The organism is Vibrio sp. KUL80 (assembly GCF_059725495.1).
The window spans coordinates 2,817,002-2,839,107 of sequence record NZ_AP045841.1; the positions used below are offsets into that span (position 1 = coordinate 2,817,002).

At 47.3% G+C, this 22,106-nt stretch carries 18 protein-coding genes and 2 riboswitches; of the genes, 8 read left to right on the forward strand and 10 right to left on the reverse strand.

Features of this window, described 5'->3' with window-relative positions:
• Positions 1–12: 12 nt before the first annotated feature.
• Both AC6I8U_RS12970 and AC6I8U_RS12975 read right to left on the reverse strand, forming a co-directional pair.
• On the reverse strand, positions 13–1,086 hold the full coding sequence (locus AC6I8U_RS12970; protein WP_498017105.1) for a threonine aldolase family protein: 1,074 nt from the start codon (positions 1,084–1,086) through the stop codon (positions 13–15).
• Positions 1,087–1,140: 54 nt separating this feature from the next.
• Positions 1,141–1,650 (reverse strand): GNAT family N-acetyltransferase, encoded by a 510-nt coding sequence (locus tag AC6I8U_RS12975; protein WP_042476282.1) that lies wholly within the window; start codon positions 1,648–1,650, stop codon positions 1,141–1,143.
• Between the two features lie 253 nt (positions 1,651–1,903).
• Positions 1,904–2,048, forward strand: a riboswitch (FMN riboswitch).
• 216 nt (positions 2,049–2,264) lie between these two features.
• On the opposite strand from AC6I8U_RS12975, the gene ribB reads away from it, so the two are divergent.
• Positions 2,265–2,927: a 3,4-dihydroxy-2-butanone-4-phosphate synthase gene (gene ribB, locus AC6I8U_RS12980; protein ID WP_252013658.1), complete on the forward strand. Its 663-nt coding sequence runs from the start codon at positions 2,265–2,267 to the stop codon at positions 2,925–2,927.
• A gap of 156 nt (positions 2,928–3,083) precedes the next feature.
• Here ribB and AC6I8U_RS12985 read toward each other — a convergent pair whose 3' ends face one another.
• Complete coding sequence (locus tag AC6I8U_RS12985) at positions 3,084–5,606, reverse strand: glycosyl hydrolase family 18 protein (protein ID WP_498017106.1); 2,523 nt, start codon at positions 5,604–5,606, stop codon at positions 3,084–3,086.
• Positions 5,607–6,016: 410 nt separating this feature from the next.
• Positions 6,017–6,118: riboswitch (TPP riboswitch) on the forward strand.
• Between the two features lie 66 nt (positions 6,119–6,184).
• Between AC6I8U_RS12985 and thiD the strand changes: the two genes are divergently transcribed.
• The 6 genes from thiD to AC6I8U_RS13015 all read left to right on the forward strand — a co-directional run bounded on the left by thiD (position 6,185) and on the right by AC6I8U_RS13015 (position 12,107).
• The gene (thiD, locus tag AC6I8U_RS12990; protein ID WP_498018361.1) at positions 6,185–7,012 is read left to right on the forward strand and encodes a bifunctional hydroxymethylpyrimidine kinase/phosphomethylpyrimidine kinase; all 828 of its coding nucleotides are present in this window, start codon (positions 6,185–6,187) and stop codon (positions 7,010–7,012) included.
• A gap of 5 nt (positions 7,013–7,017) precedes the next feature.
• Positions 7,018–7,812: an ABC transporter ATP-binding protein gene (locus AC6I8U_RS12995; RefSeq protein ID WP_128647899.1), complete on the forward strand. Its 795-nt coding sequence runs from the start codon at positions 7,018–7,020 to the stop codon at positions 7,810–7,812.
• Positions 7,796–8,593 carry an ABC transporter permease gene (locus AC6I8U_RS13000; protein WP_498017107.1) on the forward strand — a complete coding sequence of 266 codons (798 nt, stop codon included), beginning with the start codon at positions 7,796–7,798 and terminating at the stop codon, positions 8,591–8,593. The genes AC6I8U_RS12995 and AC6I8U_RS13000 overlap by 17 nt, the downstream gene beginning before the upstream one ends.
• 17 nt (positions 8,594–8,610) lie before the next feature.
• Positions 8,611–9,558, forward strand: a complete 948-nt coding sequence (locus tag AC6I8U_RS13005; RefSeq protein ID WP_498017108.1) for an ABC transporter substrate-binding protein — start codon at positions 8,611–8,613, stop codon at positions 9,556–9,558.
• Between the two features lie 8 nt (positions 9,559–9,566).
• Positions 9,567–10,229 (forward strand): thiaminase II, encoded by a 663-nt coding sequence (tenA, locus tag AC6I8U_RS13010; protein WP_498017109.1) that lies wholly within the window; start codon positions 9,567–9,569, stop codon positions 10,227–10,229.
• Between the two features lie 330 nt (positions 10,230–10,559).
• The gene (locus tag AC6I8U_RS13015) at positions 10,560–12,107 is read left to right on the forward strand and encodes an alanine/glycine:cation symporter family protein (protein ID WP_498017110.1); all 1,548 of its coding nucleotides are present in this window, start codon (positions 10,560–10,562) and stop codon (positions 12,105–12,107) included.
• 137 nt (positions 12,108–12,244) lie between these two features.
• On the opposite strand, the gene AC6I8U_RS13020 is transcribed toward AC6I8U_RS13015, so the two are convergent.
• The 3 genes from AC6I8U_RS13020 to guaB all read right to left on the reverse strand — a co-directional run bounded on the left by AC6I8U_RS13020 (position 12,245) and on the right by guaB (position 16,233).
• Positions 12,245–12,838 (reverse strand): acetate uptake transporter, encoded by a 594-nt coding sequence (locus tag AC6I8U_RS13020; protein WP_128647903.1) that lies wholly within the window; start codon positions 12,836–12,838, stop codon positions 12,245–12,247.
• Positions 12,839–13,063: 225 nt separating this feature from the next.
• Positions 13,064–14,617 (reverse strand): glutamine-hydrolyzing GMP synthase, encoded by a 1,554-nt coding sequence (guaA, locus tag AC6I8U_RS13025; protein WP_498017111.1) that lies wholly within the window; start codon positions 14,615–14,617, stop codon positions 13,064–13,066.
• 152 nt (positions 14,618–14,769) lie between these two features.
• The gene (gene guaB, locus AC6I8U_RS13030) at positions 14,770–16,233 is read right to left on the reverse strand and encodes an IMP dehydrogenase (RefSeq protein WP_234496115.1); all 1,464 of its coding nucleotides are present in this window, start codon (positions 16,231–16,233) and stop codon (positions 14,770–14,772) included.
• A 207-nt stretch (positions 16,234–16,440) separates the two neighbouring features.
• Between guaB and xseA the strand changes: the two genes are divergently transcribed.
• Positions 16,441–17,817, forward strand: a complete 1,377-nt coding sequence (gene xseA / locus AC6I8U_RS13035) for an exodeoxyribonuclease VII large subunit (protein ID WP_498017112.1) — start codon at positions 16,441–16,443, stop codon at positions 17,815–17,817.
• 21 nt (positions 17,818–17,838) lie between these two features.
• On the opposite strand, the gene AC6I8U_RS13040 is transcribed toward xseA, so the two are convergent.
• The 4 genes from AC6I8U_RS13040 to der form a co-directional block, all read right to left on the reverse strand.
• Positions 17,839–18,069, reverse strand: coding sequence for a zinc ribbon domain-containing protein (locus tag AC6I8U_RS13040; protein ID WP_498017113.1), 231 nt, complete (start codon positions 18,067–18,069; stop codon positions 17,839–17,841).
• Between the two features lie 35 nt (positions 18,070–18,104).
• Positions 18,105–19,169: a sensor domain-containing diguanylate cyclase gene (locus AC6I8U_RS13045; protein WP_234494432.1), complete on the reverse strand. Its 1,065-nt coding sequence runs from the start codon at positions 19,167–19,169 to the stop codon at positions 18,105–18,107.
• Between the two features lie 359 nt (positions 19,170–19,528).
• Positions 19,529–20,392 carry an alanyl-tRNA editing protein gene (locus AC6I8U_RS13050; RefSeq protein ID WP_498017114.1) on the reverse strand — a complete coding sequence of 288 codons (864 nt, stop codon included), beginning with the start codon at positions 20,390–20,392 and terminating at the stop codon, positions 19,529–19,531.
• A gap of 91 nt (positions 20,393–20,483) precedes the next feature.
• Complete coding sequence (der, locus tag AC6I8U_RS13055) at positions 20,484–21,971, reverse strand: ribosome biogenesis GTPase Der (protein ID WP_498017115.1); 1,488 nt, start codon at positions 21,969–21,971, stop codon at positions 20,484–20,486.
• Positions 21,972–22,106: the final 135 nt, after the last annotated feature.

Below are 22,106 nucleotides of genomic sequence, written 5' to 3' on the forward strand. Positions count from 1 at the left end.
TTTTATATTCGATTAAGAAGATTCATTGCATCCGTCGTTAATGAGAGTGAGGTACTTTATTAAATCCTCATCTGGCATTTCCAACAGCCTGTCTCCCACATACCATTCTATGTAACTTTGATCCGCTAGCATGCCTTGTTGAGGGTTGCCTATCCAAAGGCTGTGTTCTTTTGCCAATCGATCTCTGAGCGATATTGCTTGGTCTTGGCTAATGGGGAGATGGATGTGCAGCATGTTCGCTTGAGGCTGCTTAGGGTTTGGAGTGATGTTTGGAAACGCATCGAGCAATGCGTAAACCTGCTTTGTGCGCTTAAACAGTTGAGGCATCACGGCAATTCTCTCATCAATCTGCATCGCCGCCGCAACGACATAAGGGGTTCTATGGTAAACGCTGCCACCTTGTCTGTGCATCCATACGGCGGCTTTTTCAATAAAGGATTGCTCGCCGAGCAGCAATGCTCCGCCTAGCCCACCAATGCCTTTATAGAGAGAGACGTAGGCAGAGTTAAATCCTTTGGCAATATCTGAATAGTCTTTTCCATAATAGGCGGCCGATTCCCAAAGCCTTGCACCGTCCATATGAAGATGAATGTCATTTTGCTGGCAGTAACGCTTGATTGAATCAAGCTCTTCATAGCTAGGTAGCTGTCCACCGATTTCTCTCATCGGCAGCTCATACAATACCGCACCTAACTTATCCTGGATCTTTTCTAAATCCGGTAAGCTCCACGGAGTATAAGGCTTACCAACCGGAAGCAAACAAAAGCGATCTTGTAGCTGGTAACCTTGGTTTTCATGAATATAGATATGGCTCGATGGGTGCATGGCGACGTTGCGGCACTGTTTCATTTCGCAAGCTATCTGCAACGCTGTCGGCTGAGTCATGGTGCCTGTCACCACAAAAAGACCGGCCTCGAAACCCAGCATGGCGGCCACTTTTTTCTCGAACGACTGAATTAAGTCCCCTTCACCATATCGGTCATGTTCGATGTTGTGCTGCTGACACCAGTCTGCTATTCGGGCAAACATGTCAGCAGGTGAATACTCTTTGTTGCCCGGCAGTGAAATCCGACATTGTTGCTGCATTACTCTTCCCTATCATTTGTTCTACTATGAATTAGAGTACCACCAGCAATGCAATTAATAACAGCGCTCTAAACGAATCACACTCATATCGTCAGAAGGCTCATGGTTAAGGTCAACTTGATTCAAGCCAAGTCGTTTACATACCGCTACTGCCGCCGTGTTACCCGCACGGGTTTCAGCAAATATACAACGTGTACCAAACTGTTCGATGCCGTAACTAATGAGCTCAGACATCGCCTCTACAGCCAAACCTCGCCCTTGTCTGTCGACTGCAAGACCGAACCCGATAGACGCCTGATTGTCGGACTCTAGACGAAACGCCACGGTGCCAATAACTTGGTGACTCTCTTTGCCTTCGATAACGAGCTGAAATTTGGTGCGTGGCACCTGATGCGCTTGTTCAACAAACATCTCGAGTAAATGAGCATTAAACTCTGGTGAACATTCTTCTTTAGGGTAAAAGGTTTGGTACTTAGGGTGAGAGGTCATTTGAAGCCAGGCTTCGATGTCTCCGAGGTCAAAATCTCTTAAGATAAGCCTTTCCGTTTCTAGATTGAGCGCCATTTTTTTCTCTTTGTTCGTTCGACGTACTTCGTCATTCCAGTGAGTGTTGAGAATAGTAGCTCACACTTGGTTATGCGAATGTAAATTATCAAATCACACTGTGACGCAAACCTAAAAATCCCCTGCAACGCTAAAAGTTGTTGAGAATTCACTCACAACATCCCTTCAGCTGTGCTCAACACGTCTTAATCCGCATTTTTTGGTTTCCAAGTGATTGGATTATCGTTACCATTTAAATGTCGTAACGACACAAATCTATTCTCAGGGCGGGGCGAAATTCCCCACCGGCGGTAAGTCATCATGATAAGCCCGCGAGCGCCTGATACTGAGTATCAGGGTCAGCAGATCTGGTGAGAATCCAGAGCCGACGGTTATAGTCCGGATGGGAGAGGATAAGTATTATCGAGACACTTGGACACCTTATGGAAAAGTGTCGGTGCTTTGTGCGCCATTTTCGATAGAGCAACACGATAATTTTCGGCACTCATTGAGTGGCGACGGCTTTCGTGTGGCTTGGCTATACCTTTTGGAATCAATAGTTTTATCAAATAGATAGACTAGTGCTTCCCCATATCTATGCCCTGATTCTGGTACTAATATTTAGGAGTATTACCATGAATCAGAACCAAACCTCACTACTGGCCGAATTTGGCACACCTCTAGAGCGAGTTGAAATTGCTCTACAAGCACTGCGCGAAGGTCGCGGCGTACTGCTTCTCGATGATGAGGATCGTGAAAACGAAGGCGATATCATCTATTCCGTTGATCATCTTACAAATCAGCAAATGGCACTGATGATCCGCGAGTGCAGCGGTATTGTTTGTCTGTGTATCACTGATGAACAAGCTCAGCAGTTGGATTTACCACCAATGGTAGAGAACAACAACAGCGCAAACCAAACCGCGTTCACTGTCTCTATTGAAGCGAAAGTTGGCGTCACAACAGGCGTATCGGCAGCCGATCGCGTGACGACAATCAAAACAGCTTGTCAGCCAGGTGCACGCCCAGAAGACTTAGCGCGCCCGGGTCATGTATTCCCACTACGAGCGAGAAAAGGCGGTGTACTTACTCGCCGCGGACATACAGAAGGCACCATCGATTTGATGCAGATGGCTGGTCTCTCTCCATTTGGCGTGCTTTGTGAGGTAACAAACCCTGACGGTACTATGGCCAAAGCACCTGAGATTGTTGAATTCGGTAAGCAGCACAGCATGCCTGTTTTAACGATTGAGGACATGGTGCAATATCGACTTGCTGGTGCAGAGCAATCTGCATAAGCGAATAAATAAAATACGAAGCCGCTCAATAAGAGCGGCTTTTTGTAAGCGCCATCATAGCTCGCTTCGTGTATCTCTAGAGAGGTGTCGATCTGCTACGAATACACTCTACAAGTATGATGGCTAATCTAAATGCTCAGTTCGAACCTTAATACTCTATTGGCACGCACCAAGGTCTTTCCAGACTCCCCATTGGCCAGATTTAGTGGGTTCATCACCTTGGGTCCACCATTTAGCCGAATAGCGATGACCTTGGTAGATAACTTCCGCACCACCGTTGTATACCGCTGACGCATCCCATGTATCTGCGCAAACGACACTGCCACCATCCGCTTTCACTGTGACGACATGAGATTTGCTAGTGCTTAGAGCGCCATCACTCACCGTTACCGAAATCGTGAAGTCCGTGTCTACCGATACGCTCGGCGCAACGAAGCTAAGCGTGCTGCCTTGAGTTGCTACAGACAACTCTGCCGGCGCTTGCCACGTGAACGTGAGAGGATCGCTTTCTGCATCTGTCGATCCCGACGCATCCAACACAACTGAGTCATTTGCGCTTGCCACTGCTGGACCATTCACTACGGCAACCGGTGCGGTATTGGTAGGCGTTGTGCTCGTTGGGTTAACGGTCACTGTTGCCGTCGATGTCCCTGTCGCACCTTCATTATCAGTGACCGTTAACGTAAAGCTATATTGCTCGCTAACCGTAACCTCACCAACAGTAACACTAAGTTGCGCCGTGTTATCACCCGCTACCACCACAGGTTGTCCCGCGGTTTGTGACCAAGCGTAACTGACTATTGAGCCATCACTATCACGGGATGCACTACCATCAAGGACCAGGGTTGCAGGACCGACGACCGTTTGATTGCCACCAGCATTGGCTGTTGGAGCTCGGTTTACTGGTGTGCCGCCCGCTAAACCTTCATGCATCGCATTAAGAATGTCACCGTTATCAGCGTCAATCTCCCATGAGAACAGTCCCGCAAAGCCTTGTGCTCGAACATACTGACCTTTCGCGATGACAGAGCGAGCATCATCAAACGTCACGAGCTCACCGGTTGAACGATTCCACACGTACGGAGCCTCTGCTAGCTCATCATAGCCATACTCAAATCCGTTGATGCCAGTATTGTTTGGGCCAATCATAAATGACTTCAAACCTTTATAATCAATCACACCATCTTCCCACACACCTTGCGCTGTTGAGCCTTTAAGCTTGCCTGTTGCCACGCCTGTCATAGGGTCAGAGGGATCGGACAGAGTATCTGGCATCACCCCTTCCCAACCACGACCGTACATTGCAGCGCCAACCACTAACTTGTTCGCGGGAACACCTTTCGCGAGAAGAAGCTGAATACCATTATCTGTGGTGTATGCAGGTCCTTTATACGGGACACCCTCGGCGTCCACACCCGTTCCATCACATTGACCAGCGCTCATGAAGTTTCCGCAATAGAGCGCCGCTTGATGACCGGGTACGTTGTTCCAACCACCATAGAAGTCATAGGTCATCGCGAAGATGTAATCCATATGAGGCACAGCATCAGCATAGTTCACATCTTCAATCTTGTCATAACCGACACCAACCGCGGATGTCAGTTCATATGTACGGCCAGTCTCGACGGTTAGCTCATCTAGCATGATTCGAAGTTCTTGCATTAATGCTGCATAAGCATCACCGTCTTTCAAAGGATCGCCAAGGTCGGGAGCGGCCCCTTGCCCACCTGGGTATTCCCAATCAATATCCACACCATCGTAGAACTTCCACGTCTGTAGGAAGCGTTTAACGGACGCAACAAATACATCTCGATTCGCTTTATCAGTAAAGCTGTAGAAAGGGTCTGAAAGGGTCCAGCCACCGATTGAAGGAAGGATTTTGAGATCGGGATTGCGCTGTTTGAGTGCCATGAGCATTGCGTAATTACCTTTGATAGGTGAACTGTACTCATGCCCCGCTTGTGGGAAACTCTTTTGATAGGCCGCCCACGGATCGTGGATAACCACTTCATAATCGGGCATTCCCTGACACGCTGTTTGAAGCGCATTGAAGCTGTTACCACCAACCGATTTAACCGACTCGTTTGGACCACAAATAGGAATAAAACCATAGATAATATGGGTTAGGTTATCGACGGGAATATTGTCCACGGTAAAGTCGCGACCGTAGATCCCCCACTCGACAAAATACGTCCCGACGACGGTATTTGGATCTGTATTGAAGGTCTTATTGTTAGGGTCAACGTTCATGGTGAGCGGCGCTAGGTGTGCACCATCAGTATCGGCAACAACCAGCTCAGCTGGCGCGCTACGGCTACACCCAGTAGCATCACACGCTTCCACCTCAACCTGGTAGCGACCTCCTTTCTCATACGTAAAGTTAGCTAAGGTTTGACTGCCCGAGATAGGACCGGTTGCAACCTTAACTCCATCAAAATAGATGTTGTAGGTGTCACCGGTTGTGCCACTCCATTGGTTAAATTGAATACCGATATCAGCGGCATCTTTATACTGCACCATCTGGTTGTAACCAGAGGTGGTCTCCATCGCGAGCTGAATCTTTGAAAATTGTAGATTGTTTGATCCGTAGACATCGATAGACGGCGCAGCAGGAGCAGCCATGACGCTTTGACTCACTGCCAATGCGACCCCTGATAAGCCTAATAATAGTTTTTTCATTGCCATTCTCTTTCCTTGAAAGACGAAAAATTTCCTGCTCACAACTGTTTACAAGCTAAAAAGCGGGTCAAAAGTTCAATAACTTAAGATGTATTAAAAAGTTGTGAACATCGGTATTTATTAATAGGCAGATGTGTTCATTTTTTGTGCAAAAATAAAACTCACTTCGAGTCACCACTCAAAATTAGATCCTTTGTCTCAGGCATTTTCATCAACTCTTCAACCCTGTGCCCAGAATTTTTCACTCATTTAGAAGATCAGGTAAGTCATAAACGCCAAACACATCCAGCGAGCAGATAGCTACACCACCTACACATAAGGGGGATGAATAACAATACATAAGCCACATAAATAACCGAAGCTGATCCGTTATTACTGGAAAAGTGACCACGCTTGTATGACAATGAGCCTCACATTAGTCGGGGGGCATTTATGCTGAGATCACCATTGTGGTGAGACCCGTTGAACCTGATTCAGTTAGCACTGGCGTAGGGAACTGATAGACAATGCAAAAAGACTCACTACCCAAGGTGTCTTTGGCAGGGCTATGGCTGTTCCTTCGCAGAAAAGGAGCATTTATGGTCACAGCATCGCAACACACCCCAACCGTATTAACCATTGCCGGCTCAGATTCTGGCGGTGGTGCTGGTATTCAAGCGGATATTAAAGCGATTTCAGCCACAGGTTCTTACGCCTGCTCAGTCATTACAGCACTTACCGCTCAAAACACTCAAGGTGTAACAGGCATACTTGGCATTGACCCAGACTTCGTCAAAGCACAGCTTGATGCGGTCTTTAGCGACTTGAACGTTGTCGCTGTCAAAATCGGCATGCTGGCAGATGCCAATATCATTGGCGCTGTCGCCGAAAAACTGCGAGAGTACCAACCGCAATACATCGTTCTTGATCCGGTCATGGTTGCCACCAGCGGAGACCTTCTTCTTGAAAGTAGTGCCATTGATGCACTCAAAACACAGTTGCTACCATTAGCGACCGTGATTACTCCGAACCTGCCAGAGGGCGCAGCACTATTAGGTTGTGATGTCCCACAATCTCAACAGGATATGGAAGCACTGATCGACGCACTGCGTGCTTTGGACACCCCTGCTATTTTGCTAAAAGGTGGGCACTTAGAGTCAGAGCAAAACAGTAATGATCTGTTGATCACTAATAGCGATGTTCAGTTCTTTAATACCACTCGGATCGCGACAAATAATACCCATGGTACGGGCTGCACCTTAAGCTCAGCGATCGCGTCCTTCCTAGCAAAGGGGAACGAACTGAGTGACGCAGTAAAACTGGGTAAAGACTATATTACCCAAGCGATAGCGCATGCTGATGAGCTTAAGATCGGTAAAGGTCACGGCCCCGTCCACCACTTCTACGCCCTTAATAAAGACACCTAAGACCAATGACGCCAATTCGTATTCAAGGAGCGACCCTTAGGTATTTGGGCGATAGCAGCGCAATATTCTCAGGGTTAGAAGTGAGATTTGAACCGGCTACATGGACGGCCATTCTTGGTCCAAGTGGCTGTGGAAAATCGACGTTGCTACGCTACATAGCCGGGTTGCTCACTGATAAGGTCGAGTTTTCAGCAATAGAGTTTTCCCCACCACTTGACGTGCTAGCCGATCAGGTTGCCTACATGGCGCAGCAAGATCTGCTAATGCCATGGCTATCCGTGCTCGATAATGTGTGCCTAGCCTCTCGCTTAAATGGCAAGAAAGTGGACGCGCGGACTCTTCAAAAAGCACTGTCACTGCTGGAGAAAGTGGGGCTAGCGGATAAAGCCGCTTCAAACCCCAATGATCTATCTGGTGGCCAAAGGCAACGTGTCGCATTAGCTCGCACCTTAATGCAAGATAAGTCCGTCGTGTTGATGGATGAGCCTTTTTCAGCGCTCGATGCCGTCACGCGCTACAAGCTACAAGCGCTCGCAGCTAACCTACTCAAAGACAAAACTGTGCTGCTGATTACCCATGATCCGCAAGAGGCGCTTCGTTTGGGTGAGCAGATCCTAGTCATGAATGGTAAGCCCGCGCGACTGCACAGCATTACTCCACCAAAGCAAGGAATACCTCGTGATATAGACGGCGAGTTCGCGGCTATTCAACAATCCATACTCGAGCACTTAGCTGGGAGTCACACAGAAAAACTCGATGTCGCTGAACGGCAAGGAGGCTCCCATGACGCCACTCGCTGAGGTTGCGAATCGAAGCCAAAAACAAGCGTCAAAGCAAGGTTTAAGCGCCATGATGCGCGTGATCATTAGCTTGGTGATTATCTTGGCTATCTGGAAGAGCATTGTGGTTGTATTCGATATGCCAAGCTTTATCCTCCCTGCGCCAGAGGCGGTATTTATAAAGCTTTTCGAACGCCATGATGTGTTGCTCAAGCATACCTGGGTGACTAGCCAAGAGATATTACTGGGTCTGTTACTTGGACTGTCTATGGGGCTTTTCTTTGCTCTGCAGATGCTGCTGTTTCAGCCAGTAAAACGCTGGCTACTGCCGATTCTTATTACTAGCCAAGCGATCCCTGTATTCGCACTGGCACCCATTCTGATGCTTTGGTTAGGGTATGGCATTGCCTCTAAAGTTGTCATGGCTGCACTGATTATCTTTTTTCCGGTAACCACCTGCTGTTATGACGGATTGCGAAATACGCCGACGGGCTATTTAGATCTCTCACAAACAATGGGCGCAAATCGCTGGCGTCAGCTTTGGCATATCCGCTTGCCAGCATCTTTGCCTGTACTAGCATCGGGCATTCGTGTTGCTGTGGTTGTCGCACCGATTGGCGCCGTTGCCGGCGAATGGGTGGGTTCAAGTGAAGGGCTTGGCTACCTCATGCTGCAAACCAATGCTCGCATGCTCATCGACGAGATGTTTGCAGCCCTGTTTATTTTGGCGGCTGTATCTGTCTCTCTCTACTTCATTACAGATTGGGCGCTAAGACGCCTTATCCCATGGGAAAATAACTAAATTCAAAAGGAAAAAGTATGAAATCCACGACAACTAAAGTCATCGCAGCGCTGCTCACTGCTATGACGACATTCGCAGCAAGCGCTGCCGATAAGTCGATAACGCTGATGCTTGACTGGTTCGTGAACCCTAATCACGGCCCCATCGTCATTGCTCATGAGCGTGGCTACTTTGAAGAGCAAGGGCTAGAAGTCAACATCCAAGAGCCTGCCGATCCGAGTACACCAGCTAAGCTGGTTGCAACAGGCAAGGTGGACATGGCGGTTTCGTATCAAACCAGCCTAACGATTGATGTTGCGGCAGGTTTGCCTCTTATTCGCAGTGCAACGCTCATTGCTACCCCTCTGAACACCATGATGGTATTGGATAATGGCAAGATCAATTCTCTCGCGGATCTCAAAGGCAAAAAGATCGGTATCGCTATTGCAGGTAATGAAGAAGCGACCATAGGCACGATGCTGCAAACCGAAGGCGTCGCGTACAAAGATGTGCAAATCATCAACGTTGGCTGGGCACTGTCATCGTCATTAGCGTCAGGTAAGGTTGATGCCATTTGGGGCGGTCTGCGTAACTTCGAAACAAACCAACTAGAGCTCGAGGGCTTCAAACCAAAGGCCTTCTTCCCTGAAGAGCATGGCGTTCCGACCTATGAAGAACTGGTTTTTGTTGCTAATGCAAAGACTCATGACAAAGAGGCCATCGCTAAATTCAACCGTGCTATCGAGAAAGCGACAACCTACATCGTCAATCACCCTCAAGAATCTTGGACCCAGTTTGTGGCTTACGCGCCAGACACGCTAAACAACGAGCTTAACAAACGAGCATGGCGCGACACGCTAACACGATTTGCGCTGCGTCCATCTGCTATCGACGCTGCTAAGTATGATGCCTTCACAGACTTCATGTACCAGCACAAGATCATCTCGAGTAAACCAGCAGCAGAGACCATGGTACCTGTACTGTAGGAGCAATTATGAACCATCAAGACCTTATCAATGCCTGCCAAAAAGAATGGCAAGGCTATACCGAACATGAATTTGTACAGCAACTTGCTAAAGGTCAGCTTGAGCAAAAAGCGTATTTGCACTACCTAAAGCAGGACTTTCTGTTTCTAAAGCAATATGCCCGCGCTTACGCCTTGGCGATCTATAAATCCAAAACACTGACTCAAATGCGTGAGGCAGTACCTAGTGTGGCTGCCCTACTTGAGTCTGAGATAGGTCATCATGTTTCATATTGTAGCCAGTGGGGCATTACTGAAGCTGACATGGAAGCGGAAACAGAAGACTTTGGTACCGTGGCGTATACCCGCTATGTACTCGATGCCGGCATGACCGGCGAGCTTGTTGACCTGTATGCGGCTTTGGCACCTTGCGCTATCGGCTATGCCGTGATCGGTAAAGCGCTCATCGAGTCACCCACTACAGTATTAGAAGACAACCCATATCGCAGCTGGATAGAGCTTTATGCCGGTGAAGATTTTCAATCAGGCGTTCAGGTGAGTATTGAGCGTTTGGACACCTTACTCAAAGACATTGAGCTCGACAGCCCGAGAGGCCAAGAGCTCATACATGTGTTTAAAACAGCAACAAGAATGGAAATTGCCTTTTGGCAGCAAGGTCTTGATACAAAATAACGCGACGATGCCGACCTCTTGGTCGGCTTTTTTTTCTCTCGTAACCGCTCATTTAACAAACAAAAATCACATCCTCAACCCGCATTTCGGATTTTGTGCCCAAAGTCACGCGTTAACACAATATTTACAACTGAGTTTAACATTAGCAACAAAGTTAGGTAGGATATCGACTCGTGTTTGGTATGTTCAAACACCTCGCGCTCTCTTTCATCATGCTTTTCGTGCAAGCAAGGACGATTGATAAAGGATGAGCATCAACAAGTGATGTCGAACAATCAGACCATGAGTCGCTGAGCTTCGACCTCATCCCCAGCTTTACAGGGAAGAACTATGCAGTCTTTAGTTGATTTTTTAAACGGGATTATCTGGAGTCCCGCTCTTATTTATTTATGTCTTGGTGCAGGCCTTTTCTATTCCATTCTTACTCGATTTGTACAAGTCCGTCATTTCTTCGAAATGTGGCGTCTACTGCTATCTGGTAAGAGCTCTGAAAAAGGTATTTCATCGTTCCAGGCGCTTGCCGTTTCACTATCTGGCCGTGTTGGTACAGGTAACATTGCAGGTGTGGCTGCGGCTATCGGTTTCGGTGGTCCTGGCGCTGTTTTCTGGATGTGGATGGTTGCCTTCTTTGGTGCAGCGACGGCCTACATCGAATCGACACTCGCGCAAATCTATAAAGAAGAAGATCGTGGCGAGTTCCGTGGTGGTCCAGCTTACTACATTGAAAAAGCTATGGGCCAAAAGTGGTACGCGTGGATTTTTGCTATCGCGACTATCTTTGCGTGTGGTGTCCTACTTCCGGGTGTTCAATCGAACAGTATCGGTAACGCAGTAGAGACCGCATTTGGCTCTGGTGCGATGATTGACACAGCGATTGGTACTATCAGTTTTGCAAAAATTTTCACTGGCGCTGTTATCTCTATCATCCTAGCCTTCATCATCTTCGGCGGTGTTAAGCGTATTGCGCATTTCACGCAAATTGTTGTTCCTTTCATGGCGCTTGCATACATCATCATCGCGTTTGTGATCATTCTTCTGAACATCGGTGAAGTGCCACGTATCGTGGGTATGATTATCGGCGATGCCTTTACACCTATGGCGGGCTTTGGTGCCGCAATTGGTTGGGGTGTTAAGCGTGGTGTTTACTCAAACGAAGCAGGTCAAGGTACCGGCCCTCACGCAGCGGCAGCAGCGAACGTTGATCACCCTGCGCAGCAAGGTCTGGTTCAATCTTTCTCTATCTACATTGATACCTTGCTTGTTTGTTCGGCAACGGCATTTATGATTCTTATCACTGGCGCGTACAACGTGCACGGTCCTGAGAGTACATTCCTAGTTCAAAACCTCGCTGAAACCGTTGGCGCTAATGGCCCTGCATTCACTCAGTTAGCGATTGAAAGTACGATGCCAGGTGTGGGTAAACTGTTCATTGCATTCGCACTGTTCTTCTTCGCCTTTACCACTATTCTTGCTTACTACTACATTGCAGAAACCAATATTGCTTACATTCGTCGTACCTTTAAGGTAAATGGCCTGATGTTCCTATTGAAGCTGGTTCTGATTACCTCGGTGTTCTACGGTACGGTCAAAGCCGCGAACCTAGCTTGGGCGATGGGTGATGTGGGTGTAGGTCTCATGGCTTGGCTAAACATTGTTGGTATCTTGATTATCTTCTTCATTGCTAAACCAGCTATCGTGGCACTTAAAGACTACGAGAAGCAGCAAAAAGAAGGGGTTGAAGAATATACGTTTAACCCGGTCGCACTTGGTATCAAGAACGCAGATTACTGGGAAGGTCGATACGAGCGCAAGACAGGTAAAAAGCCTGAAGCGGCTCAAGAGGCGGATTCTGGGTCGACTCAGACGCAGACGTCGTAATGAGCTGGCGATCGCTTTGGGTAGATCCCTGCCTACGCAGGGATGACTCAAATAGCCAATAATTTATATGAAAAGAAAAAGGGGTAGCTTAGCTACCCCTTTTGTCATTCACTGTTCCCGAATGAATGAAACTTGAATTATGCCGCCACTTCTTGCGCAGAAGTTACTGGCGCTTTTTTCTCACCGATAGGCAAAATAGTGCGGCCGTACTCGTTATTCAGCACTTGAGCCATTGCGAAGTAAATCGCGCTAGCGCCACAGAAAATGCCTTCAAAGCCAGCGATGGTACCGATCAGTTCACTGCCGAAGAAATCACGGGCAGCCAGCAAGAAGAACAGAATGGTCAATGAACCAAATACAACTTGCTTAGCCACTGGGTAGCAAAGTGAACCGATAAACATGAAACCAGTAAATACGCCCCAAAGCAGTAAGTACCAGCCCATAAACTTCGCCGGACTTGCAGGAAGACCCATGTAAGGCATAACAATAATGCCTACCAGCGTCAGCCAGAATAGACCGTACGAAGTGAAAGCCGTGGTGCCAAATGTGTCACCACGTTTAAAGCACATCATGCCAACAAACACTTGGCTTAGACCGCCATAGAAAATACCCATCGCTAGGATCATCGAATCAATCGGGAAGAAACCTGCGTTGTGGATGTTAAGTAGAATGGTCGTCATACCAAAACCCATAAGGCCAAGCGGCGCTGGGTTAGCGAGTTTGTTAGACATTGTCAAAGAGCCCTAAATTCAAAATTAGTTACAAAAATTGTAGGAAAATTTTAATTCAAAATGTAAATGTTGAGCAGACCCATTATTTGCAATCTAAGTTTTACCGATTGCATATTCGTATTCAGTCTTTTCCGACACGCGTAAAAAAAGCCGACATAACGTCGGCTTTTTACAATCTAACTTATCTCAAAGAGGTTACTTATCGAAGAGAATAGTTATCGAGGGTTATTCCCACTCGATAGTCGCTGGTGGCTTACCAGAGATATCGTAAACAACGCGAGAGATACCGTCTACTTCGTTGATGATACGGTTAGAAACCTTACCTAGGAAGTCGTATGGTAGGTGCGCCCAGTGAGCGGTCATAAAGTCGATAGTCTCAACCGCACGTAGAGAAACAACCCAGTCGTACTTACGGCCATCGCCCATTACACCTACAGAGCGAACTGGTAGGAATACCGTGAACGCCTGAGATACTTTGTGATAAAGGTCTGCATTGTGCAGCTCTTCAATGAAGATAGCATCGGCACGACGCAGTAGATCACAGTACTCTTTCTTGATCTCGCCAAGAACACGAACACCTAGACCTGGACCTGGGAATGGGTGACGATAAAGCATATTGTATGGAAGACCTAGCTCTAGACCGATCTTACGTACTTCGTCTTTGAATAGCTCGCGAAGCGGCTCAACAAGACCCATTTCCATATCATCAGGAAGACCGCCCACGTTGTGGTGCGATTTGATGACGTGTGCTTTACCTGTTTTCGATGCTGCAGATTCAATAACGTCTGGGTAGATAGTACCCTGAGCTAGCCACTTCGCGTTTTCTAGCTTCTTCGACTCTTCGTCGAATACGTCTACGAATACGTGACCGATAGTCTTACGCTTCTCTTCTGGATCAGACTTGCCTTCAAGTGCTGCAAGGAAACGCTCTTCTGCATCTACCTTGATGATGTTTAGGCCGAACTTGTCGCCAAACATCTCCATCACTTGCTGGCCTTCGTTTAGACGAAGAAGACCGTTGTCTACGAATACACAGGTCAGCTTGTCGCCGATAGCGCGGTGAACAAGCATCGCTACCACTGATGAGTCAACACCGCCAGACAGACCAAGAATCACTTCATCGTCGCCTACTTGCTCTTTAATGCGAGCAACCGCGTCTTCGATGATAGAACCTGGCGTCCATAGACGCTCACAGCCACAAGCACCAAGAACGAAGTTCTCTAGCATTTGCAGGCCTTGCTTAGTGTGCGTTACTTCAGGGTGGAACTGAACACCGTAGTATTTCTTCTCTTCGTTTGCCATTGCTGCGTACGGACAGGTATCCGTCTCACCAACTTTTACGAAGTCTGCCGGGATTTCAACAACTTTGTCGCCGTGGCTCATCCAAACATCTTGAGTATCTTCAAGATCTTTAAAGATTGCAGAGTCACCAGATACTTTAACTTGTGCGTAGCCAAATTCACGCTCGTTAGAGCCCGCTACTTTACCGCCAAGCTGCTCAGCCATGGTCTGCATGCCGTAGCACACACCAAGAACTGGAACACCTGAATCAAATACGTACTGAGGAGCACGTGGAGAGTTGTCTTCCGTAACGCTTTCTGGACCACCAGATAGGATGATACCGTCTGGGTTGAATTCACGAATATCCGCTTCTTCTACGTCCCAGCTCCATAGTTCACAGTAAACACCGATTTCACGAACACGACGTGCTACTAGCTGTGTGTATTGAGAACCGAAGTCTAGAATCAGAATTCGTTGGTCATGAATATTTTTCGTCATTTTGGGCAATCTTATCAGCTAAGTGTTGAAAACGGAGGCGAGTTTACCCGCCTCTCATCTTTGCTTCAAGGAAAAAAGCAAACGTTTACGTAGGATTTATTTGACTACGTTGTCGTTATTAACCTAAGTGGCTAATTAACCTGAGCGATTAATTAACCCAAACGGTAGTTAGGTGCTTCCTTGGTGATTTGAACGTCGTGTACGTGAGATTCGTTTAGACCCGCACCAGAGATGCGAACGAATTCTGCTTTAGTACGCATGTCTTCGATAGTTGCAGAGCCAGTTAGACCCATGCTTGAACGAAGACCACCCATTTGCTGGTGAACGATCTCTTTTAGGCGACCTTTGTAAGCGATACGACCTTCGATACCCTCTGGAACCAGCTTGTCAGCCGCGTTGTCAGATTGGAAGTAACGGTCAGAAGAGCCTTGAGACATTGCGCCAAGAGAACCCATGCCACGGTAAGCTTTGTATGAACGACCTTGGTAAAGGATAACTTCACCTGGTGCTTCTTCAGTACCAGCGAACATTGAGCCAACCATGACACAAGATGCGCCAGCTACGATCGCTTTACAGATATCACCTGAGAAACGGATACCGCCGTCAGCGATAACTGGGATGCCATACTCTTCAGCTGCCGCTGCCGCGTCTGAAATCGCTGTGATTTGAGGTACACCAACACCCGTTACGATACGAGTTGTACAGATTGAACCAGGGCCGATACCTACTTTAACTGCGCTTACGCCAGCTTCAATCAGTGCTTTAGCACCTGCAGCTGTCGCTACGTTGCCGCCAATGATGTCGAGATCTGGGTAGGCTGCGCGAGTTTCGCGGATACGGTTTAGAACACCTTCAGAGTGACCGTGTGAAGAGTCGATTAGTAGAACGTCAACACCAGCTTCAACAAGCGCTTTAACGCGTTCTTCGTTGCCAGCGCCAGCACCCACTGCAGCACCAACGCGTAGACGACCTTGCGCATCTTTACATGCGTTAGGCTTACGTTCTGCTTTGTGGAAATCTTTTGCTGTGATCATACCGGTAAGTTGGAACTCGTCGTTTACAACCAGTACCTTCTCAACACGTGCGCGGTGCATCTCTTCTTGTACTTCTTCACGAGAAGCACCTTCTTTAACAGAGGCTAGGCGCTCTTTTGGCGTCATTACTGCTTCTACTTTCTTAGAAAGGTCAGTAACAAAGCGAACATCACGACCAGTGATGATGCCTACAAGCTCGTTGTTTTCAGCAACAACAGGGAAACCAGCGAAGCCGTGCTTATCAGTCAGCGCTACCACGTCAGCGATAGATGCATCAGGGCTAACCGTTACTGGGTTAGTCACCACGCCTGCTTCAAAGATTTTTACTAGACGAACCTGCTCAGCTTGTTGCTCAATAGACATGTTCTTGTGGATAAAGCCAATGCCACCTTCTTGGGCTAGCGCGATCGCAAGACGCGCTTCTGTCACTGTGTCCATAGACGCAGAGATCATTGGAATATTCAGAGTGATATTCTTGGTCAGCCGAGTGCGAAGATCAGCTGTGTTTGGGAGAACGGTGGAGTGAGCTGGAACGAGTAGTACATCATCGAACGTCAGCGCTTCTTTGGCAATTCTTAGCATTTGCAATATCTCACAATAGAGGAGTTTAAAGGATAATCCGCCCTTATCGTTTCGCATAATAAGGTCATTTGGATTAGATATTGCGGTGGGATTATACGCCCGACGAAATCGCTTGGCTACACATTTTTCTATTTTTTATTTGCATTTACCCCCTTGATATGTATTATATTGCCGCTAATTTCCATACTCACGTCTTTGAGATTAGCTGTGTCCCTATCCCCGCGATCTACTTCTCATTCATCTTCTTCCAATCAGAACATTTACACGGTCTCTCGTCTGAATTCCGAAGTACGTTTATTGCTAGAAAATGAAATGGGGATTGTCTGGTTAGTCGGTGAAATCTCTAACTTTTCCGCACCTGTATCCGGCCATTGGTACCTCACGCTAAAAGACTCTCGCGCTCAAGTTAAGTGCGCTATGTTTCGTGGTAATAATCGCCGAGTCACCTTTAAGCCAGCTAATGGCAATCAGGTATTGGTAAAGGCGCGTCTCTCGTTGTACGAGCCGCGTGGTGATTATCAGCTGATCATTGAATCAATGCAGCCCGAGGGCGATGGAAGATTGCAGCAAGAGTTCGAGAAGCTAAAGATGTCTCTCGCAGCTGAAGGCTTGTTCTCACAGTCTTTAAAGCAACCTCTCCCCTCTCATCCTAAACGTGTAGGTATCATCACCTCCAAAACTGGCGCCGCTCTGTTCGATATTCTCGATGTACTGAAAAGACGCGACCCATCACTGCCTGTCGTTATCTATCCGACAACAGTGCAAGGTGATGCGGCAGCGATTGAGATTGCGCAGGCAATTGGACGCGCCAACAGCCGTAACGAGTGTGATGTATTGATAGTGGGTCGAGGTGGCGGCTCGCTGGAAGATCTTTGGTGTTTTAACCATGAGATCGTAGCAAGGACCATCGCGGCTAGCCAAATTCCAATCATTAGTGCGGTCGGGCATGAAATCGACGTCACCATAGCGGACTACGTTGCCGACGTGCGAGCGCCAACACCGAGTGCTGCGGCTGAGCTTGTCAGCAATGACACCTCACACAAGCATGAATCACTTAAGGGGCGTGAGCAAAGGCTGCGTAATGTAATGCAGATCTATCTAGCGCAGCAAAAGCAGCACTTATCTGTGCTAACACAAGCACTCAACAGCCATCATCCAAAGCACCAGCTTCAGAGGCAGAGCCAGCTTCTTGATGAGTTTGAGTTCCGTTTGAGCTCAGCAATTAAGCAGCGCCTATCTCAAGAGACACTGCGCCTGAGCAATAAACAACACAGGTTAATGACACTCTCACCAGCTCGCCAGCTCGACCGACAAACCAATCGATTAGATCAGCTACAAGCCAGGCTCAAGCAAGCCATGCAGAAACAGCTCGATAGCGCTAAACATCAATTCGCCGTTACCGTAGGTAAATTGGACACAGTCAGCCCACTGGCGACGTTGCAGCGCGGTTACTCTATCACCCAAGATGCGCGCGGACAGGTCATCACCGACGCTCAGAGTGTTGAAGTCGGCAGTACCATTACCACCAAACTCGACAATGGCATTATCGAATCTCAGGTCACCAGCATAAAAGATCACAGCTAGACGACAGCTGCCATCTAGCTTCTATACAAGGCTCTCAAAGACAAACTTAACGCGTGACTTAGACTTCAGCTCATTACAGCTATTACAAAAATAGCTCGCTGAGCCACACGCTTGAAGTTTCTCCAGCTCTGCTTCGCAGTCAGGGCAAAAACCAATCTTTTTGAAATGGACTTGGCATTGCCCGCAGTGATACTGCCCATCCCATTCAAGCTCTGAGTGGCACTTAGGGCACTGGTTTTGTTGAGTCGTCATGACTTACCTATATTAGAAAGTGATAATATTAACTATCATACGACTTTCTTTTCTGGGTTCGCATTGATATCAATCAAGCTCGGAGAAGCACTACGTAGAGGTACTGCACGCTTATTTCGACGCTTAACCTTGTACATTTCGCTGTCTGCTTGGCGGATTAACTTATCCATTGGCAGATCTGAACAGCACTGTTTGGTCGCAAATCCGACGCTGACAGAGATATTGGTATCATTCAGTGTTACGGGTTTGTTCAGCTCATCGCTCAATGTTTGATAAAAAGCGACGGCGCCGTCTTCATCAGGGAAGCAGCAAAACGCCAAAAACTCATCACCGCCATAACGTCCAAGCACGGCTTGTTCAGGCAAAAGATGTTTAAGCTGCTCAGAAACAGCTACAAGTACTTTGTCACCAAAGCAGTGACCATATTCATCATTCACCTGCTTGAACTTGTCGATATCAACAAAAAAGCAGCCGAGAATATTGCCATCAAAGCAGTGACTCTGCTCAACTCTTTCCAATAGAGCACGTCTATTCAAGCAGTGAGTAAGCGGATCCATCTGGGCTTGAAAGGTAAGCTTATCCTCAAGAGCGTACTTCTCAAGCGCAACCGAATACACGGCAGACATGGATTCGAGTATCTCAATCTCAATCGCGAGCGGGGTAGAACACCTCTCGTCGTAGAGAGCGAATGTCCCTAAGCATTGCTCTTGAGTCGAGATGACAGGTACCGACCAGCAAGCTTTCACATTCGCAGAGGCGGCAAGCTCAAGAAACGGCGTCCAGTTGGCGTGTTTAGTTACATCGTCAACAATCACAGAGCGTTTCAAGTAGGCAGCAGCCCCACAAGATCCCACTCGCTCACCAATTTCTATCCCGTCAATAGCTTGGTTATACATAATAGGTAGCTTAGGGGCGGCTACCGTGAACAGGCAGTTTGTCGATTCATCCAACGATAAAATAGAAACTCGTTTTCTAGGAAATAGTCGCTCTGTAAGATCAACTATCCTTTCCACTAATTGGGTTTGGGGTAACCCTAGCGCGAGCTCTTTTAATAAATTATTCATGCCCTTATGGGCATCTATTAGCAAGTCTTTATTCATAGTTCGCGTCTTTTAATTTGCTACCATACGGCTCTAACTCTAAAGCTGTTGGCATTCTGTTTATTATGCGCTCGCGGCACATACTAACACAGGGCGCAAATAGATGAACTATTGACCAAAGGAATATTTGTACGTAATTTGAACCAGTACACCCTGGAACGGCAAAAAACACGATCTTTTCTAGATCATCCCCAAAAGCTAGCTTGATCAGCGATCTGCTTAAAAAAGAACATTTATATAACCACACACCGAAAGCATAAGTTACATGTGCTGTTTTTCGATTTTTAGCAGATTTAAATATCACAAAGACCAAAATAAACCAGCCTAATTGAAATTTAATAAAAAGATCGTTTTTCTAATTATCGACTTACATGGGTGTGCATTTCGATATAATTGGCATCGATAGCTCGCAGTTCAACGTTTAATCGCTTCAGACTGCTTGTTGTTGTAACATGCGTGCCACCACAAGGCATGACAACATCCACCCCGTCCAATCTACAATGCCAGTAACGAGAGCTGGTGAGGTAAGGACCTTCAAGCTGCATCTCTACTGCTGAACCCTCGCTAAGCCATAGATTAAGCTGTTGGTTAACCCTAGACTCTATCTCTTTAAGCTCTTCAAGTACCTGAGCTGTGTTAAGACCACGCTTTTTGAGCGTTTTGCCTAAGCGATAGTTATCAAAGCAAGCATCTGGCGATACAAAGCTCTGCTCCTGTGCATAGCTATTAAAATCATAGTGCCCTAGCCCATCTTTACGATCGGCGTCTTTTCTCCAATACGCTTCGGCAAGAACCTTGTTGAGCGCCAATGACGCTATATGACCGGCGCTGTGGCCACGGCTTAAGCTATCTTGATACTCCTTGTCTACCGACAGGGAAACCGTCTCACCTTCTGATAATACGGCTTGTTTAGCAATGCGATGCACCACGACAAATACCCAACCATCGGTATCTCGTTTTACTGGGATGGACTGCGCGACAAAGAGCTTTCCGGTTTCGAGCTCAACAGCACCAACTAAACAGTCTGTAACTGAATACGATTCTGTGCTTGTTGATAACGTTCCCCTGTCTGCTGGGTGATCAGGCCAGATATGGCTAACAGGATGGAATGGCGTGTCTTTCACCACCACATCGCAATGTTCTTCATGATGGTTGACGAGTTGGATTTGGCTATTTAGTTGCCAGGTTTGATTGCAGAAGTGCACTTTACTAGCGGTGATCATCTGTTTTCCTTTCATCGTGGTGTTTCACACCATTGAAGTTCAGACCATAAAAAAGCGCCCTCTTATTGAGAGGGCGCTGTTTAGCTTATTCTTATTTCTTCGGACGACCTTTCATCATACTCATCAAGCGCTTACGCTTGCGCTCTTGAGAAAGTGTCATCTTACTCGTTTTACCCTCGAACGGGTTGTCGCTGCTCTGGAAGTTGATACGGATTGGTGTTCCCATAATTTCCAGTGAACGACGATAGTAGTTCATGAGGTAACGCTTGTATGAATCTGGCAGCTCGTTCACTAGGTTACCGTGAACAACAACGATTGGTGGGTTATAACCACCCGCGTGCGCATACTTGAGCTTCACGCGGCGACCACGAACCATCGGTGGCTGGTGATCTTCTGTTGCCATTTTCATGATACGAGTCAGTACAGAGGTACCCACACGTGTCGTCGCTGACTTATACGCTTCTTGAACAGACTCGAACAAGTGACCCACACCAGTACCGTGTAGCGCCGAGATGAAGTGAATGCGAGCAAAGTCTACAAAGCCTAGACGACGGTCTAGCTCTTTCTTAACCTGCTCTTTCACGTCTGTATCCAAACCATCCCACTTATTCACAGCAAGTACAATTGAGCGACCTGCGTTAAGGGCAAAGCCTAACAAGCTAAGATCTTGGTCTGAGATATTCTCGCGAGCATCAATTACAACCAATACTACGTTGGAATCTTCAATGGCTTTCAGCGTTTGAACCACGGAGAACTTTTCTACCGTCTCGTTGATACGCTTACGACGACGTACACCCGCTGTATCAATCAGAACATATTCACGACCATCACGCTCCATTGGGATGTAGATAGAATCACGTGTCGTACCTGGCATGTCATACACCACCACGCGCTCCTCGCCGAGGATACGGTTAGTTAGAGTCGATTTACCAACGTTTGGACGACCGATGATAGCCAGTTTAATTGGCTGATCTTGAAGACGCTTGTACTCTTCTTCTGCTTCTTCTTCGGTGTAGTCGAGTTTCTCTTCTTCCGCATCCTCAAACATGGTCAAATCTTCGATTTCACCTTCAGCTTCTGATAGGTGTTCAAAGAAAGGATCCAAGGCGCGGTCTAGAAGAGCAGTAACACCACGACCGTGAGCCGCAGCGATGTGATACATGTTTTCAACACCTAGCTGCCAAAACTCAGCGCTTGCAGCGTCAGCATCAATGCCATCTACCTTGTTGACCACAAGGAAAGCTGGCTTTTCAATTTTACGTAGGTGGTTAGCGATCGCTTCATCCGCAACCGTCAAACCCGCACGACCATCTACAAGGAATAGTACTACGTCAGCTTCTTCAATCGCAGCTAACGATTGTTCCGCCATTTTGGTTTCTACACCTTCTTCAGTGCCATCAATACCGCCGGTATCGATAACAATGAACTCATTCTCACCCAGTTGAGCTTGACCATATTTACGGTCGCGCGTTAGTCCCGGAAAATCCGCTACCAAAGCATCACGCGTACGCGTCAGTCTATTAAACAGTGTCGACTTACCCACATTCGGGCGTCCAACTAGGGCAACAACAGGTAACATATTAACCTCTACAATTATTTCTTATTGTAGTTATAGGTAAAAATGCTCTCGTTTTCCTATAACCACAACGTATTCTATCTATCCGAGCTCGAAAAGATCCTTTTGCTTCGCAGCAATAAAACGGCTCCTAACTGA

Coding starts and splice junctions, on each gene's coding strand:
- AC6I8U_RS13005 (WP_498017108.1), top strand. CDS start 8,611: ATGAAATCCACGACAACTAAAGTCATCGCAGCGCTGCTCACTGCTATG.
- AC6I8U_RS12975 (WP_042476282.1), bottom strand. CDS start 1,650: ATGGCGCTCAATCTAGAAACGGAAAGGCTTATCTTAAGAGATTTTGAC.
- AC6I8U_RS13020 (WP_128647903.1), bottom strand. CDS start 12,838: ATGTCTAACAAACTCGCTAACCCAGCGCCGCTTGGCCTTATGGGTTTT.
- AC6I8U_RS12985 (WP_498017106.1), bottom strand. CDS start 5,606: ATGAAAAAACTATTATTAGGCTTATCAGGGGTCGCATTGGCAGTGAGT.
- AC6I8U_RS13050 (WP_498017114.1), bottom strand. CDS start 20,392: ATGATCACCGCTAGTAAAGTGCACTTCTGCAATCAAACCTGGCAACTA.
- thiD (WP_498018361.1), top strand. CDS start 6,185: ATGGTCACAGCATCGCAACACACCCCAACCGTATTAACCATTGCCGGC.
- AC6I8U_RS13045 (WP_234494432.1), bottom strand. CDS start 19,169: ATGAATAAAGACTTGCTAATAGATGCCCATAAGGGCATGAATAATTTA.
- AC6I8U_RS13040 (WP_498017113.1), bottom strand. CDS start 18,069: ATGACGACTCAACAAAACCAGTGCCCTAAGTGCCACTCAGAGCTTGAA.
- ribB (WP_252013658.1), top strand. CDS start 2,265: ATGAATCAGAACCAAACCTCACTACTGGCCGAATTTGGCACACCTCTA.
- AC6I8U_RS12995 (WP_128647899.1), top strand. CDS start 7,018: ATGACGCCAATTCGTATTCAAGGAGCGACCCTTAGGTATTTGGGCGAT.
- der (WP_498017115.1), bottom strand. CDS start 21,971: ATGTTACCTGTTGTTGCCCTAGTTGGACGCCCGAATGTGGGTAAGTCG.
- AC6I8U_RS12970 (WP_498017105.1), bottom strand. CDS start 1,086: ATGCAGCAACAATGTCGGATTTCACTGCCGGGCAACAAAGAGTATTCA.
- AC6I8U_RS13000 (WP_498017107.1), top strand. CDS start 7,796: ATGACGCCACTCGCTGAGGTTGCGAATCGAAGCCAAAAACAAGCGTCA.
- tenA (WP_498017109.1), top strand. CDS start 9,567: ATGAACCATCAAGACCTTATCAATGCCTGCCAAAAAGAATGGCAAGGC.
- guaB (WP_234496115.1), bottom strand. CDS start 16,233: ATGCTAAGAATTGCCAAAGAAGCGCTGACGTTCGATGATGTACTACTC.
- guaA (WP_498017111.1), bottom strand. CDS start 14,617: ATGACGAAAAATATTCATGACCAACGAATTCTGATTCTAGACTTCGGT.
- AC6I8U_RS13015 (WP_498017110.1), top strand. CDS start 10,560: ATGCAGTCTTTAGTTGATTTTTTAAACGGGATTATCTGGAGTCCCGCT.